This is a genomic window from Streptomyces sp. NPDC057623 (genome assembly GCF_042800355.1).
Lineage (GTDB): Bacteria > Actinomycetota > Actinomycetes > Streptomycetales > Streptomycetaceae > Streptomyces.
On sequence record NZ_JBHVGZ010000004.1, the window covers coordinates 162,985 to 177,341 of the forward strand.

12 protein-coding genes are annotated in these 14,357 nt (G+C 71.3%); 5 read left to right on the forward strand and 7 right to left on the reverse strand.

The genetic code is table 11. The features are described 5' to 3' along the window. Nucleotides 1–6 precede the first annotated feature (6 nt). The 5 genes from ACFU95_RS06465 to ACFU95_RS06485 form a co-directional block, all read right to left on the reverse strand. On the reverse strand, nt 7–2,436 hold the full coding sequence (locus ACFU95_RS06465; RefSeq protein WP_383822593.1) for a nitrate- and nitrite sensing domain-containing protein: 2,430 nt from the start codon (nt 2,434–2,436) through the stop codon (nt 7–9). A gap of 185 nt (nt 2,437–2,621) precedes the next feature. Next, nucleotides 2,622–3,617, reverse strand: coding sequence for a substrate-binding domain-containing protein (locus tag ACFU95_RS06470; RefSeq protein WP_383822596.1), 996 nt, complete (start codon nt 3,615–3,617; stop codon nt 2,622–2,624). A gap of 252 nt (nt 3,618–3,869) precedes the next feature. Further along, a complete protein-coding gene (locus ACFU95_RS06475; protein WP_383822598.1) occupies nt 3,870–4,673 on the reverse strand; it encodes an SAM-dependent methyltransferase in 804 nt (267 codons plus the stop codon). A gap of 121 nt (nt 4,674–4,794) precedes the next feature. Then, nucleotides 4,795–5,229 carry a DUF6114 domain-containing protein gene (locus ACFU95_RS06480; protein ID WP_383822601.1) on the reverse strand — a complete coding sequence of 145 codons (435 nt, stop codon included), beginning with the start codon at nt 5,227–5,229 and terminating at the stop codon, nt 4,795–4,797. Continuing rightward, a complete protein-coding gene (locus ACFU95_RS06485) occupies nt 5,229–5,855 on the reverse strand; it encodes a DUF6230 family protein (protein ID WP_383822604.1) in 627 nt (208 codons plus the stop codon). Before ACFU95_RS06485 ends, ACFU95_RS06480 begins: the two co-directional genes overlap by 1 nt. Before the next feature lie 696 nt (nt 5,856–6,551). Between ACFU95_RS06485 and ACFU95_RS06490 the strand changes: the two genes are divergently transcribed. After that, nucleotides 6,552–7,205: a Tat pathway signal sequence domain protein gene (locus ACFU95_RS06490; RefSeq protein ID WP_383822606.1), complete on the forward strand. Its 654-nt coding sequence runs from the start codon at nt 6,552–6,554 to the stop codon at nt 7,203–7,205. A gap of 18 nt (nt 7,206–7,223) precedes the next feature. Here ACFU95_RS06490 and ACFU95_RS06495 read toward each other — a convergent pair whose 3' ends face one another. After that, a complete protein-coding gene (locus ACFU95_RS06495) occupies nt 7,224–8,189 on the reverse strand; it encodes a lytic polysaccharide monooxygenase (protein ID WP_383822946.1) in 966 nt (321 codons plus the stop codon). A gap of 424 nt (nt 8,190–8,613) precedes the next feature. Between ACFU95_RS06495 and ACFU95_RS06500 the strand changes: the two genes are divergently transcribed. After that, complete coding sequence (locus tag ACFU95_RS06500; RefSeq protein ID WP_383822609.1) at nt 8,614–10,422, forward strand: S8 family serine peptidase; 1,809 nt, start codon at nt 8,614–8,616, stop codon at nt 10,420–10,422. Between the two features lie 171 nt (nt 10,423–10,593). On the opposite strand, the gene ACFU95_RS06505 is transcribed toward ACFU95_RS06500, so the two are convergent. Continuing rightward, the gene (locus ACFU95_RS06505; protein WP_383822612.1) at nt 10,594–11,271 is read right to left on the reverse strand and encodes a ScbR family autoregulator-binding transcription factor; all 678 of its coding nucleotides are present in this window, start codon (nt 11,269–11,271) and stop codon (nt 10,594–10,596) included. Nucleotides 11,272–11,450: 179 nt separating this feature from the next. Here ACFU95_RS06505 and ACFU95_RS06510 point away from each other — a divergent pair, with 179 nt between their 5' ends. The 3 genes from ACFU95_RS06510 to ACFU95_RS06520 all read left to right on the forward strand — a co-directional run bounded on the left by ACFU95_RS06510 (nt 11,451) and on the right by ACFU95_RS06520 (nt 14,329). Continuing rightward, the gene (locus ACFU95_RS06510) at nt 11,451–12,392 is read left to right on the forward strand and encodes a ScbA/BarX family gamma-butyrolactone biosynthesis protein (RefSeq protein ID WP_383822615.1); all 942 of its coding nucleotides are present in this window, start codon (nt 11,451–11,453) and stop codon (nt 12,390–12,392) included. 70 nt (nt 12,393–12,462) lie between these two features. Next, nucleotides 12,463–13,110: a ScbR family autoregulator-binding transcription factor gene (locus ACFU95_RS06515; protein ID WP_383822617.1), complete on the forward strand. Its 648-nt coding sequence runs from the start codon at nt 12,463–12,465 to the stop codon at nt 13,108–13,110. A 31-nt stretch (nt 13,111–13,141) separates the two neighbouring features. Further along, nucleotides 13,142–14,329, forward strand: a complete 1,188-nt coding sequence (locus tag ACFU95_RS06520; RefSeq protein WP_383822619.1) for a damage-control phosphatase ARMT1 family protein — start codon at nt 13,142–13,144, stop codon at nt 14,327–14,329. Nucleotides 14,330–14,357: the final 28 nt, after the last annotated feature.

Below are 14,357 nucleotides of genomic sequence, written 5' to 3' on the forward strand. Positions count from 1 at the left end.
TGTCCTTCATGAACGGTCGGCGGGCGGAGCGCAGGACGTGGCGGAAGAGGCGGAACGGGCCGAGCCGGCCGTGGGCGGCTCCTCTCGGTCCCCGTCGTCACGCGCCCCCCGAGTGGCCGGGACCCGCTGGTCCTCGGCCTTGGGCGCGTTCGGTGCCTCGTGGTCGTTTTCGTCGCGGGCCTGGAGCGTCCCCCGCTGGAAGCAGGAGAGCGAGGAGGCGGCGCGTTCGGCGGTGAAGTCGTCGGTGCATCCGTCCTCTTCGGCGGACGGGGTCTCCTCACGTAGTTCGGCGGCCAGGCTGGTCTGCGGCACGCGCCGGGGCAGCGGAATCAGGCCGTCACCGCGGACGACGCGCGCGGCGGTCCGCTCGGGCGTGCCGCTCTGTTCGGGCGCGGCGGTGTGCTCGGTCGTGGTGCGGGCCGGTACGACCGGGCGGGACTCGCGTACGGGCTCCTCCGGTTCGGCGGCGCCGGCGTGCTCCACCTCGTCCCGGTCCGGGGCGGCGATGTCCCGGACCACGACATCGTGCGGGAGCAGCACGATGGCCGTGGTGCCGCCGTACGGCGACGAGCGCAGGGTGACGGCGATGCCGTGCCGCTGGGCGAGCCGGGCGATCACGAACATGCCGAGGCGCAGGTCGTCGGCGAGCGCCACCACGTCGAACTGCGGGGGCTCGGCCAGCTGTGCGTTGAAGGAGGCGTAGTCCTCCTCGGACAGCCCGAGGCCACGGTCCTCGACCTCCACGGCCAGCCCCTTGGCCACCATCGCGGCCCGCACCGTGACCGGCGCCGGGGCGGGGGAGTACAGGGTGGCGTTCTCGATCAGCTCGGCCAGCAGATGGATGACGTCGGCCACCGCGGGCGGCGCGAGGTGCACCTCCTCCTCGGTGTGCACCTCCACCCGCCGGTACTCGGCGACCTCGCCGACGGCACTGCGCAGGATGTCGATCAGCGCGACCGGCTCGCTCCAGCTGCGGCCGGGCCGCTCGCCGCTGATGATGACGAGGTTCTCCTCGTAGCGGCGCAACTGGCTTGCCGTGGAGTCCAGTTCGTACAGTCCCTTGAGGACCTCGGGGTCCTGGTGCGCGCGCTCCAGCGCGTCGAGCTTGGTCAGCTGGAGGTTGACCAGGTTCTGGCTCTGCCGGGCGATGCCCAGGATGACCTTCTGGAAGCCGCGCCGGGTGTCGGCGAGTTCGACGGCGGTGTGCACGGCGGTGCGCTGGGCGGTGTTGAACGCCTTGGCGACCTGGCCCAGTTCGTCGTGGCCGTAGTCCAGCGGCGGGGTCGCCAGCTCCACGTCGACCTTCTCGCCCCGCTCCAGGCGGGTCACCACGTCGGGCAGCCGCTCGTGCGCGAGGCTCAGGGTGGCCTCGCGCAGGCCGTGCAGGCGCCGGGACAGCGAGCGGGTGATCCGCCACGACATCCCGACGCACAGCAGCAGCGCGACCAGCCCGCCCATGCTCAGCGACGCCGCCTTGATCAGCAGGCCGCGCGCGTTGTCAGCGCTGCGTTGCAGCAGTCCGGTCGTCTGCTGCCGGATCAGCACCTCGTACTCGGCCGAGACCTTGACCAGCGCGGCCCGCCACTCCTTCTGCGCGTCGGGAACGGCGATGTCGCCCTCGGTACGCGCCGCCGCCCGCGCCGCGAGCACCCGGTCCTCGACGGACTCCAGGGTCCGCCACTGCGGGCTCGCCAGGATCCGCTCGGTCTCCGCCTTCGCGCCCCCGGTGAGCGAGGGCAGGATCTGGTCCTCGACGAGCCACCGCCGGGTGTTCACCAGCTCCGCGAACTCGGTCCAGGTCTTCTCGTCCATCTTCCTCGACGGCGAGGCCAGCGTCAGCAGCGCGTCCTCCCGGGACACCAGTTCCGCCGCGTGCTCCAGCGAGACGAGCGGACCGGCCTGCGAGGTCAGATCGCCGTCGTCGACCTGGGACAGCTCCTGGAAGGCGTGGATCTGGTCGTCGATGATCGACGTGTACTGGCCCAGGGCCTGCACGGCGGGGATGTCGGTGGGCTTGTCCACCTGCCCCCGGTAGTACTCCAGGCTGCTCACGGACGCCACGACCGAGTACAGCCGGTCCTTGATGCGGGCGGGCGCCTGCTGGATCTCCTCCGACTGCGCCAGGAGCTTGGCCACCGCCTTGTCCGTCCTGCTCCGCTGCGCGTCCAGGGCGGTGCGGGCCTCCTCCTGACGCGACGCCAGCCATACGGCGGAGTAGCTGCGCTCCTGCTGCAACGCGAGCGTGGCCTCGGTGCCCATGGCCCCCGTCGACCTGCTCAGCCCGGTCTGCGACCGCAGCCGCAGGCCCTCCGAGAACATCTGGATCGTCGTCACGCTCCAGACGGCGGCGAGCGTGACGCTGGGCACCAGGGCCAGGAGGATCAGGGAGAGACGGATGGAGCCGAGGCGGCGCCGGGGACCTGTCCGTGGAGACATTGTCGTCCTAGGGCGATCAGCGGAGGGCGGGAGGGGGGTCAGCGCGGAAGCGGAAGGGGACGAGCGCCAAGGGTGGCGGCGTGTCCGGCACGTCACAGGGGGTGCGCAGGATGCTATCCGCACTAGTGAGCGTACGCGTCACGCGTGACCGAATCTTTGGCGACACCGTCGGGAGAACTGTCGGCTCAGCGGGTTCCGTTGGCGGCGAACCGGGCGACCGAGGCGACGTTCGCCTTGGTGACGAACGCCGGCCCGGTGAGTACGGGAGCGGCGCCACCGCCGAGGGTGTTGCCGTTGGTCCGGTAGAGCCAGAGGGAGTCCACCGCGAGGTAGCCCTGGAGATACGGCTGCTGGTCCACCGCGAACTGCACGTCGCCGTCCTGGACCGCCTGGGCCAGATCCTTGTTGAGGTCGAAGGTCGCGACATGGGCCTTGCTGTCCGCCTCCTCGGCCGACTTCACCGCGGCCAGCGCGAACTGCGCCCCGTTGGTGACGACTTCGTCGATGCTCGGGTCCTGGGAGAGCCGCGTCGCCACGGCGTCGGTCACCGCGTCCATGTCGGTGCCGTCCACGTAGAGGTTCTCTGTGTCGCCGCCGAACGCCTTCTTCACGCCCGCACAGCGGGCTTCCAGGGCGACATTGCCGCGCTCGTGGATGACACACAGGGCGTGCTTGGCCCTGAGGTCGTCCAGCTTGTCACCGACGGAGCGGCCCGCGACGCTCTCGTCCTGGCCGAAGTAGCCGAGGAGCCCCGCGGACTGCCACTCGTCCACACCTGAGTTGAGGCCCACCACCGGTATGCCCGCCGACCGCGCCTCGGCGACCGGACCGGCCATCGCGGTCGGCTTGGCCAGGGTCACCGCGATGCCGTCGACTCTCTGCCGGATCGCGTCCCGCATCAACCGCGCCTGGCCCGTGGGGTCGGAGTCGTTGGCGTAGGTGAGGTCGATGTCGTCCTTGGCGGCCGCCGCCTGGGCGCCCTTCTGCACCAGCTCCCAGAAGGCGTCCCCCTCGCCGCCGTGGGTGATGAGGGTGACCTTCAGCCGTGCGGTGCCCGCCGCGTCCGTGTCCGACGCGTCGTCGGTCGCACCGACCGCGGAGCAGCCGGCCAGCAGCAGACACGCGGCGGCCGTGCCGACCGCGACGCGAGTGAGAACGGAGGAGGGGGGTGGGGTCTTCATGAGGGTGCGGCACCTCGCTGTGCGGCCGAGCGGGAGGAACGAACGAGAGCGCGGCCGGAGTCGAACGGGGAGGCCCCCGACCTGGTGAACTCTCGCTGGGGCGGAGCCAATCGCGTGTGACCACCGGTAGTCAAGTGTGCAACCACACGGCGTGAGTCGTTGCTGCCACATCGTGATGAACCGCTGGCGGGAGGGCGGGCCGGCGCGCACCCCGCCCCACCGCTTGCGCTCGCAAACGGGCTCGGCGCGGTCTCAACCCGGTTTGCGCGCGACGGCCCCGTACATGGCGATGTCCTCGTCCCGGATCGACTCGGTGGCCGTGCCGTCCGGACGCCAGTGGTGGACCTGGACGATGCCCGGCTCGACGAGGTCCAGACCGGTGAAGAACTCCTCGGCCTCGGAGAGGGTGCGCAGCCGCATCGGCATGCCCCGGGCCGCGTACTCCCTGGCGACCCGGCCGACCTCGTCCGGCGCGAACTCGGCGGTGCCGATGGACATCGCCAGGTAACTGCCCGCCGGCAGCGGTTCGAGCAGCCGTCGCACGATCCCCACGGCGTCGTGCTCGTCCAGCATGAAGTGCACGATCGCGATGACGGCCAGCGCGACCGGCTGCCCGAGATCGAGCGTCTCCCGCAACGCCGGGGCGCCGAGAACGGTCGCGGGCTCGCGCATGTCGGCTTCGATGTACGCCGTCCTGCCCTGACCGGCGCCGGACAACAGGCCCTGGCTGAGCGAGAGTACGAGCGGATCGTTGTCGACGTACACCACCCGTGCCGCGGGCGCGATCGACTGGGCGATCTCATGGATGTTGGGCGAGGTGGGAATCCCGGAACCGACGTCCAGGAACTGCCGTATGCCCGCCTCTTCGGCGAGATACCGCACGGCGCGATGCATGAAGTCCCGGTTGGCCCGCATGTGCACGGGCAGGGCAGGCCATTCACGCGCCATGGCGTCGCCCGCTTCCCGGTCGGCGGGGTAGTGGTCCTCGCCGCCGAGGATGTAGTCGTAGATACGGGCGGAGTGCGCGGTCTCGGTGTCGACGGGGTCGGCGGACATGGGGCCTCCGGGACGTGGGCGACGGGCCGGGCCCAGTCGGCCAACCGGCCGACAGTACTGGGAAGTTGGCCGGGGGCGCAGGTGCGGCCGGGGACGCCGGGGGAGGTCCGGCGAACCCGGTTCAGGCGGGCTCCCCGGCCTCCTGGCCAACCCTCGTCGCGGCCTCCTCCCGCCGCTGCCGACGGCGCTTGCGCGGTTCCTGGTCCGGAAGCCACCCGAAGGCCAGACAGCTGCCCACGACCCCCAGCAGCAGCCCCACGAAGAAGCCGCCCAGGTTCGACGTGAGCCACGTTCCCAACGCCACCAGAACCCCGGTGATCGAGTAGAAGAGCCGTTGCGCCGGATTGAACAGGATCAACAGGCCGAGCAGCATCATCAGCGCCGGCAACAGGTACCCGGCCAGTCCCTGCATGCCGACATGCAGCACGACCTTCATGGACGCCTTCATGGTGAGCAGGACCTCCGCCCCGCCCAGGGTGAGCAGCAGCCCGCCCCAGAACGGCCGGTCGGCCCGCCAGCGACGGAAGGCCGACCGGGGATCCGTACGCGGGTCCATCAGCAACCCGTGCTGCTGAAACGGAGTTTCAGGCCCGGAAGCTTGAACACCCCCGCCGTGGTCGCATAGTTGGTCTGCCGCAGGTTGGCGATGCGCACGGTGTCCGCCTGCTGGCTGAAGACGCCGATCGGCCCCTTCACCCCGGCCTTGGTCAACGTACTCGCGTCGTTGCCGATCTCGATGTTGTTGAACGCGGCGTCACCCGACAGCTCGGTCGAGTCGGTGGTCAGATCGCTCGCGGACACCTTCTCCGCACCGCTGCCCGCCGTGATGAGCAGGTTCGTGCCGCCGAGGTCGACGCTCTGGCACAGCTTCGTGAGCGTCGCGTTCTTGATCGCGGACGTGACGACCAGTACCTGGCCGCCGGTGTCCCCCGCGTTGGGGCTGCCCGGCGCCATCTCGTCGAGGCCGCCGAACTGCTCGAACCCGGTGCCGTTGAGCTCCGTCGCGGTGACGGTGAAGGGCATGCCGGAGATCGCGAACTGCACGCCCAGCGCGCCCTCGGCGGTGAGCACCGCGAGGGCGCCGGCGACCAGGGTGGCCGGTACCGCCATCACGGCGGCGCGGCGCGCCCGGACCCGCCCGCGTCTCGCGGGACCGTCGGAGGTTTCGGACGCTTCGGACATGGAACCGCTTTCCGGGTTCTCGGGGGTGTTGGCCATAACTGCTCCCAGGTGCATGAAAGTGCGGGTAGGGCATCAGCGGCACGTTGTCCTGGCGCGGACAGCACCCACGGCGCACGACTCCTCGCAACTCCCGGCGGATGCAAGGGTTTTCTCGTACTCCGCAGTAGCCAAGCCGGGAAGTTACCGGTGGTTACACCTGAGGGTCAAGGTGGTTGTGCAAAAAGAGTGTTGATTGTGTGCCGTCTGTGAGTCATACACCCCGGGGGGCCTCGAAAAGTTCGTCCGGAACCATCAACTCCCTTGTAAATGCTTGACGTTGACTGACACTCAGGTCTACAACTCTCCCTGGCTCCCCCCTGGATCCGTGGCGCCGGATCCGCCGTGCCGCGCGGCCTCTGCCCGCGTTCCCGGACCTGATGTCCTTCACATTCCGCGAGATCACTCCACGGCGCCGTCACGGTCGCTTCCCCCCTCGGCCCGTGCAGGACGCCCCCCGCCCGGTCCGGACGGAGCCCTCCCCAGGGTCTCCGTCCGGTCACCGGCCGGGCTGCCGTCGCCGGTCCGGGACGGACGGAGAAGGCGCCACGGACCGGCGACGGCACACACCGACTCGCGCACCCCCCCCACTCCCCGATCCCCCTGAGCCCCAAGGGCCCTCAGGGCACACCCCCGCAACGAAAGCCGAGGTACACCCCCATGCGCACCCGCACCCTCATCACCCTCGCCGGCACCGTCGCAGCTCTCACCCTCCCGATGGCGGGCTCCGCGTCCGCGGCCGACGGCGCCGTTCTCACCACCGGGTCCGTCGGCGGTACGGCCGTCGCGGCCGGCGAGGTCCTCACCGCGCCGCTGGCGAGCGGCACCGCCGCCACGTTCTACTCCAGCGCGACCGGTACGAGCGGCATCTCCTGCACGTCGTCGCAGTTCACGGCCACGGTGACGGACAACCCCGGCGCGCCCGGCACCGCGACCGAGTCGGTCTCCGCACACACCTTCGACGCCGCCAGCTGCACCGCCAACGTGGTCGGCGTGCTCGGCGTCACCGGCATCACGGTCAACAACCTGCCGTACAGCTCCGCCGTGGGTTCCGACGGCAGCGTCACCGTCACGCCCGCCGCGGGCTCCACCATCCAGACCACGGTCGTCCTGCGCACCCTGCTCGGCAGCATCAACTGCGTCTACCAGGCCCCCAGCCTGTCCGGCACGGCGAGCAACGCCGACAACACGATCAACTTCGCTGCCGCCCAGTTCACCAAGGTCTCCGGCTCGTCCCTCTGCTTCGCCAACGGCTACTTCACCGCCAAGTACGCCCCGGTGACCAGCGGCGGGGAGGCCGTTTACGTCAACTGACGCCCACCGAAGGCAAGTTCACCCCCGACGCAGTCGCAGCGCCAGGGCGGCGCCCCCGGTGAGTACCAGCACCGCGGCGGCGCCGCCCGCCAGCAGCGGTGTCGAGGGCCCCGAACCGGCGCCGCCGGTGGCGGCCACCGGCGTGCTGTCGGGCGTGGCGGCGTCCCGCGTGCGCCGGGCCTCGGCGTCGGCCGGGGCGGACGGTGTCGGTGAGACGGTCCCGCGCGACTCGGCCGCCGGCGAGGAACCGGCGGCCGTGGGGCCGTTGTCCCGATCCGCGTTCGCGGCGGCGGAAGCCGTGCCCCCGCCGCCGCTCCCCTCGGACTCACCGTCCCCGTCCCGGCCCGCCGGGAACACCACGTCCGAGCACGAGTAGTACGTGTCCGGCGTGCTGCTGTTCTGCCAGATCGTGTACAGCACATGGCGTCCGGTCCGGTCGGACGGCAGCGTCGCCCTGATCCGGTACGCCCCCTCCGTCAACGCCGGATCCTTCACCTGCGCGAACGGCTTGTCCGGGAGGTCGGACCAGGCCAGCGGCTTCGCCGGGTCGTAGCCGGGCTTGGTGAGATAGAGCTTGAAGGTGCCGGTGTGCGGGATCGTCGAGACGTACCGCATGGTCAGAGGCGAACCCGGCGTGAGCCGCGTGGACGGCCAGTCGGCGCGCGCGAGGTCCAGGCCGCGGTAGGCGGGCAGGCCGCCGCTGCACAGCTGTCCGTCGGGGACGACCTGCCGGTCCCGGCCGTTCACGTTCGCGATCCGAAGGTTGTCCCAGGCCGTGAAGGGCGCCCCGTTCGACGCGACCGCCGCCCGGCAGGCCGCCGACCGGGACGCGCCGCCGCCGTCGGGGGAGCAGGCGTACACCCGGCTGACCGGATCCGTGGGCGCACCGTGCGCACCGGCGGGGCCCGCCGCCCACACCGTGAGCAGCAGTGGTGCGACGGCGGTGGCCGCCAGGGCGGTGCGGTGTGATCTCATCCAGGGCATCCGGGACATCCGGAACGTCTCCTCGGCCGACGCGGCAAGTGTCCTCGTGCAGTACGGGAAACCGGCCCGGCGCGTTCACCGCCCGACGAGCCGGGCAAAGCCCGGCATTACCGGTCAACCGTCCGACGTAGAGGGTGGCTTTCCGGCCGGATCGAGGGTTTCCCCTGTATCCCGATGACCTTCTCTTTGCCTATCGTTCGACCACAGCCGACCCACAGGCAACCCCGAACGGGTCGTAGCTCGCGCCAGGCCGGCCGCCGCGCGCCCCGCACTGCCCCACCCGCGTTCGTCGCACCGCCCCACCCGCCTTCGCGGTATTTCCCCCACCCGCCCTCCCGGCGGACCCCCGCCGCTTCGAGGACGAAGCGAATCGACCGCCGCTCCGCGCTGCCCGGAGTACGGCCGGCCACGAAAGGGCACTCCCTTGCGTACCTCTGCCTCTCTCAGACGGAAGCTGATATCCGTCGCCGCGGTCTCCGCCGCGCTCTTCACGGCCACCACCACCTCGGTCGCCGTGGCCCAGGATTCCCCCACCCGGGAAGCCGCCGCCGTCCCGGCGGACCGGACCGAGTCCGCCCCCGGCACCCCGGCCGAGCGCCTCATCGTCGGCTACAAGTCCGGCGCCGCCGAGGCGAAGTCGAACAAGGCCGCCGAGGCCGACGCCGCCGCCAAGGGCAAGGAGGCCGGCGAGGACCTCGACTTCCAGCGCCGCCTCGGCTCCGGCGCCGCCCTCGTCGACCTGGGCGAGAGGCTCACCAAGCGCGACGTCGCCGACGTCGTCGCCGAGTACCAGGCCGACCCGCAGGTCGCCTACGTCGTACCGGACCGGCTGAACAAGCCGCTGGCCACCCCCAACGACACCGAGTACAGCAAGCAGTGGGACCTGTTCGAGTCCACCGCGGGCATGAACGTGCCGGGTGCCTGGGACGTCGCCACCGGCAGCGGGGTGACCGTCGCCGTCATCGACACCGGCTACGTCACCCACTCCGACCTCGGCGCCAACATCGTCGGCGGCTACGACTTCATCTCCGACACCGCCGTCTCCAACGACGGCAACGGCCGTGACAGCAACCCGGCCGACACCGGCGACTGGACCACCGACGGCCAGTGCGCCGCCGACTGGACGGCCACCACCTCCTCCTGGCACGGCACCCATGTCGCGGGCACCATCGCCGCCGTCACCAACAACGGCAAGGGCGTCGCGGGCATCGCGTACGGCGCGAAGGTCTCCCCGCTGCGGGTCCTCGGCCAGTGCGGCGGATACGACTCCGACATCATCGACGCCATCACCTGGGCGTCCGGCGGCTCGGTCTCCGGTGTCCCGGCGAACACCAACGTCGCCAAGGTCATCAACATGAGCCTCGGCGGGGGCGGCGCCTGCACGACCGCCACCCAGAGCGCCATCAACGCGGCGGTGAACCGTGGCACGACGGTCGTCGTCGCGGCGGGCAACAGCAACGCGAACGCCGCCAACTACTCGCCGGCCAGCTGCAACAACGTGATCAGCGTGGCGGCCGCCGACCGCCAGGGGAACCGCTCCTACTACTCCAACTTCGGATCGGTCGTCGACATCGCGGCGCCGGGCGGCGAGACCAACTCCGTCACCGCGAACGGCATCCTGTCCACGCTGAACTCCGGCTCCCAGGGCCCGTCCAGCGAGAGCTACGAGTACTACCAGGGCACCAGCATGGCGGCCCCGCACATCGCGGGCCTCGCCGCGCTGATGAAGTCGGCCAACGCGTCCCTGACCCCGGCGCAGATCGAGTCGGCGATCAAGTCCAACGCCCGCACGCTGCCCGGCACTTGCTCCGGCGGCTGCGGTTCCGGCCTCGCGGACGCGGCCAAGACGGTGCAGGCGGTGAGCGGCAGCTCCGGCGGCTCCACGGGGGGCACCACCTTCACCAGCACCTCGGCCGCCGCCATCCCGGACAACGGCGCCGCGATCGAGTCCTCCATCGCGGTCAGCGGCCGCAGCGGCAACGCCCCGTCGGCCCTCCAGGTCGGCGTGGACATCACCCACACCTACCGCGGTGACCTGGTCATCGACCTGGTGGCGCCGGACGGCACGAGCTACCGCCTGAAGTCCAGCTCCTCGGACTCCGCGGACAACGTCAGCACCACCTACACGGTGAACGCCTCCAGCGAGAGCGCCAACGGCACCTGGAAGCTGCGCGTCCAGGACACGGCGGCCCAGGACACGGGCACGCTCAACAGCTGGAAGCTGACCTTCTAGCTCGACCTGGTCGACCGGCCTCGCGGCCGACGACCGACCGCGCGCCCGCGACGGGCGCGCACCACGAACGGGCGGGCCGGCCGATGCGGATGGGGCATCGGCCGGCCCGTCGTGCGTGGCGACCACCACGGCCGGGGCGGAAACCGCCGCTCCGGTCGGTACCGCGCCCGCTCAGCGGCCGGGCGCGTCGACGACGGCCCGCCCGGTGCCGGCCTCGTCGAGGGCGGCCAGCACCCGGGCCCCGCGGTCGGGCTCCCGGTCGATACCGAGCAGCAGGCCCGGCACCGCGATGCTCGGCAGGACATGTCCCCACAGCACTGAGATCCGCTCCGCCAGATCTTCCCGGTCGGTCAGCGCGCGGGACATCAACTGGATGCCCGCGAACGCCCCGACCAGCATCTCCACCGTCTGCCGCGGCTGCACGGTGGGCAGCAACTCGCCCTGCTCACCGGCCTGTTCGAGCAGCCCGGCCAGGAGGTCCGCCCACTGCAGGAACGGGCCGGAGTGGTCGACGCCGCGCGGGGCGCTCTGGTCCACCGCCAGCCGCACGCTGCCCTTGAGCAGGGAGTTGCCGAGCAGCCGCTGCCCGAACACGAAGGTCATGTCGACCAGTTCCTGGAGCTTGCACGGCTGCGGCGGGACCGCTCCGAACGGCGTCTGCTCGTCCAGCACGGCCTGGGCGAGGGATTCCTTGGAGGAGAAGTGGAAGTACAGGGCGCCCTTCGTCACTTCGGCCCGGTCCAGGACCATCGAGATGGTCGTCGCGGTGTACCCGTGCTCGTCGAAGACCGCGCCGGCGGCCTCGAGAATCATCCTCCGCGTTCTGATGGCGCGCTCCTGCCTCGCCATAACAGCCCCTCCGCTGCGCCGAGTTGGCCTCTGCGCCGGGCGTGCGCCGGAGCGGGTCGGGCACTGCCGGGCGACCCTGGGCCGCATTGAAAACAAACCGGTCGCCTCGTACTCTAACGCTCGCGGCACGGGTACCTCGCCGTCTGTCAGCGCACATACGGGGGACCCAAGGAGGGGACATGCCTTATCCGCGGCCACTCGCCACAACGCCGCTCGCCGAGCATCCGACGGTACCGGAGGGCCTGACCGCCACCGTACCTCGCCAGCTCGTCCACCGCGCTTCGGTCGCGGAAACGTTTCTCACGGGCGCGACCAGCCCTGCCACAGACCAGTTCACCGTCTTCGCCGAGTGGCCGCGTGCTCATCAGTTACACGTGTCGCCGGACCGCTCGGCCTACGAGCCCCTGCTCGTCGCCGAAACCGTCCGCCAGGCCGGCACCCTCATCGCCCACACCGCCTACGAAGTACCCCTGGGCCACCAGTTCGTGCTGCAGGAGCTACGGATCACCACGCATCCCGAGCACCTGGTCATGGGCGCCGCGCCCGCCGAACCCGTCCTGCACATCACGGTCCCCGAGGTCACCAGGCGCGGCGGCCGCCCGGCCGGATTCCGCTACGTGGCGCAGATACGCCTCGGCGAAGTGCGCGTCGCGACCGCGCACGTGGCCGCCACCTGGACCAGCGCGGCCGTCTACCGCCGACTGCGCGGCGGCCGCACCGCGGCGACGGTGTCCGCGCTGCCGGTCCCGCCCGGTCTGCCGCCCGCCGCGGTGGACCGTGCCCTGCCCGACGACGTCGTACTCGCCCCGGCCGGGCACCCCGACCGCTGGCAACTGCGAGTCGATACCGGCCATGCTGTTTTCTTCGACCACCCGCTCGACCACGTACCCGGCATGCTGCTCCTGGAAGCCGTCCGCCAGGCCGTGCGGGCCCAGGCCCGGACCGCCCGCCGGACAGCGGCTTCGTTCCATGCCGTCTTCCATCAGTACGCGGAACTTGACCTGCCCCTTTGGATCGAGGCCGAGGGACGGGCAGGAGCGCACGGCACCGATGTGCAAGTCGTGGGACGGCAGGGAGAGTCGACGGTATTCGAGTGCGGGGTGGGTACGGAGGAGTACTGAGATATCGTGTGCGGGCAGGAGAAAACAAACGGCACGACCCGTTCTTTTCCGTCACAGGAGAGTCCAGCTGATGGCGAGGCAGTTACGCGCTGAACAGACCCGCACCACGATCCTCACAGCAGCCGCCGAACTGTTCGACCGTCACGGCTACGAATCGACCAGTCTCAGCGACATCGTCGAGCAGGCCCAGGTCACCAAGGGCGCCCTGTACTTCCACTTCGCGGCGAAGGAGGACCTCGCCCAGGCGATCATGGAGCTTCAGTCCCGGGCGTCCCGGCAGGTGGCGACCGAGATGGACGGCCGGGGCTACACCTCGCTGGAGGCCCTGATACGCACGACGTTCGGCATAGCGCGCCTGTCGGTCGAGGGCCCGATCCCCCGGGCCGGCCTGCGCCTGGCCACCGGGGGAGTGGTGATACGGCCGCCGCTGCGGCACCCCTACACGGAGCTGCTGGACATCACCACCCGCAGACTCCTCGGCGCCGCAAAGGAGTCCGACATACACCCGGACATCGACGCCGAGGCCGCCGCGCACTCCCTCGTCTGCTTCTTCGTCGGCACCCGCGTCGTCGGCCGCTCCCTCGAACCCGTCGCACGCCAGCCCCGCCGGGTGGCCGAGATGTGGCACATCATGATCCGCGGCCTCGTCCCGGTACCCCGCCGGGCCCGCTACCTGACGCTCGCGACACAGCTGGAGCGGGAGATCAGAGCCGTATGAGCCGTATGGCACGCGCGGTACCGTGAGGCGCATGCCCGAGAGGTCCGACACCCCGCCCGCGCCCCTGCTCCTCGGGAACGAACCCGGCTCGTTCCCGCACAGCGTCCTCGCCGAACGGCATCCGGCGATCATCCGGCAGGTGCGGGAGTCCTTCCCGTACGGCCCCGAGCGGCACCGCGCGCTGGACGCGCTCCTCGCGCAGTGCACCAAGGGCGTGATCGAACCGCTCCCGGCCGACGCGCACGACGGCGACCGCTGGACGGCCTGGGGCGCCGACGCGTACACCGGCCGGTCCTGGTTCGACGTACCGTGGCTGTGGTCGGAGAGCTACTTCTACCGCCAACTCCTCGAAGCCGTCGGCTACTTCACCCCCGGTCCCTGGCAGGGCATCGACCCCTTCCGCCCCTCCAAGAGCGCGGAACTCGACGCCCCGGAGACCGACGAGGAACTGTCCGCCCTCGACGCCCTCGCGGACCTGCCCACCGACGAGCAGGACCGGGCGCTGCTGCACGGCTCCCTCTGGGGCAACCGGGCGGACCTGGGCTTCCGGCTGTCGGCCGCGCCCGACGGGACCTCCGCGGACACCCCGCCCCTGGTGGCCGACGACAGCGAGGCCCTCTGGTCGCTGCTCCCGCCCTCCGGCTCGGCCACCCTGTGCCTGATCGCCGACAACGCGGGCCGCGAGCTCGTCCCCGACCTGCTCCTCATCGCCCACCTCCTCACCACGGGGCGGATCGGACGGGCCGTCCTGCACATCAAGACGCATCCGTACTACGTCTCCGACGCCACGCACTCCGACGTGCTCGACGCCCTGCGCCGGCTGACGTCGGCACCGGGCGCGGCGGCCGCGTACGGCCAGGTCCTCTGGTCGGCGATGACGGACGGCCGCCTCACCGTCCGCGCCCACCCCTTCTCCTGCGCCCCGCTGCCCTACGCCGAGATGCCCGGTGACCTCCGTGCGGAGCTCGCCGCCGCCACCCTCACCGTCCTCAAGGGCGACCTCAACTACCGGCGCCTCGTCGGTGACCGCCGCTGGCCGCCGACCACGCCGTTCGCCGACGTCACCGCCCACTTTCCGGGCCCGGTCGCCGCCCTGCGCACCCTGAAGTCCGACGTGATCACCGGCCTGGACGCGCGCACGGAGGCGGCGCTGGTGGCCGCGGAGGGACAGCGGTGGCGGACGGGCGGGACGCATGCGCTGATCCAGGTGCGGAGCTGACGGCCCCGTCCCGCCGGTCGGCGCCCTC